Annotated in this window: 2 protein-coding genes; both read left to right on the top strand. The window is 34.3% G+C overall.

Annotated elements, in window-relative coordinates; translation table 11 throughout:
* Positions 1–440 (top strand): copper amine oxidase N-terminal domain-containing protein (locus PEPCATONIAE_RS08540; protein ID WP_138160709.1); only part of this gene is annotated, 440 nt, incomplete at its 5' end.
* Positions 441–653: 213 nt separating this feature from the next.
* Positions 654–1,219: leucine-rich repeat domain-containing protein (locus tag PEPCATONIAE_RS08535; RefSeq protein ID WP_218975538.1), on the top strand; the 566-nt coding region annotated here is incomplete at its 3' end.

Raw genomic sequence — 1,219 nt, 5'->3', positions numbered from 1 at the left:
AAGAAAAACCAGTAAATAGTATAGAAATAGATTGGAAACTTGAACTTACAATAGGAATAGACGTACTTAATAGAGAAATAAACGGAGTACAATCAAAAATCAAGATGGATATAGCACCATATATCAAAGAGGGAAGAACCATGCTCCCAGTAAGATATGTGGCAGAGGCACTTGGATTTAACGTAGATTGGAATGAAAGTACTAGAACAGTAATATTGAAAGAAGGTAGTACAAGAGTAGAAATACCAGTAGACACTAACCAGATAATTGTAAATGGCAAAGTCTACACCAGCGATGTAAAACCAGAAGTCAAAAACAATAGGACTATGCTTTCAATAGCAAATATAGCAAGAGCACTAGGTCTAAAGGATGGCAAGGACATCATTTGGAATAGTGACTCTAAGATGGTAACCATCTATAGAACCATTGTAGTAGAATAAAAGATTCACCTTTTAAAACTAGATAAGAAAAGTAAAAACGGTTTAGTCATCTAGACCGTTTTTATTATAGAAAAATTTGCAAAAAAACACAAAAAAATTATAAAATTTTACAAAATCTCATCCTTTCGGGTGATGTGCAAAAGAAAAAAATTTTATAAGATAAAGGTAGAAAGTGAGAAATCCATTTCCATACAAGAAAAAAGGAGGAGAATTGTGAAAAAGAAACGAGGAAGACGCATCGCAATGCTACTGGCAATGATGATGCTTATAATGAACTTAATCGTAAGCCCAGTTTGGGCAGGACCGGGAGATGTGGCGATAAATGAGACAAACTTCCCGAACTATTATTTTAGAAATTATGTTAGTAAAAAACTTGATAAGGATCATGACGGTAAATTAAGTGATGCGGAAATTGCAGGCATAAAATCGATAGACGTTAGAGATATATACCTTATAAAAAATTTAAAAGGAATCGAATATTTTACTGCACTTCAAACACTTAATTGTGATGGTAACCGACTAAGCACCTTGGATATAAGTAAAAACGCGGCACTTCAAAAACTTGTTTGTTCTAATAACCAACTGACAAACCTGGACGTAAGTAACAACCCGGCACTTGAATATCTTTATTGTGGAGCTAACCAACTGACAAACCTGGACGTAAGTAACAACCCGGCACTTGAATATCTTTATTGTGGAGCTACCCAACTGACAAACCTGGACGTAAGTAACAACCCGGCACTTAAATATCTTAATTGTGGTAATAATAGACTAAAAAA

This window comes from Peptoniphilus catoniae, from assembly GCF_901447155.2.
In the GTDB taxonomy this organism is placed as follows: Bacteria; Bacillota; Clostridia; order Tissierellales; family Peptoniphilaceae; genus Peptoniphilus_E; species Peptoniphilus_E catoniae.
Note: the sequence above shows the minus strand (reverse complement) of the source record. Positions and strands in the feature narration are given on the sequence as shown.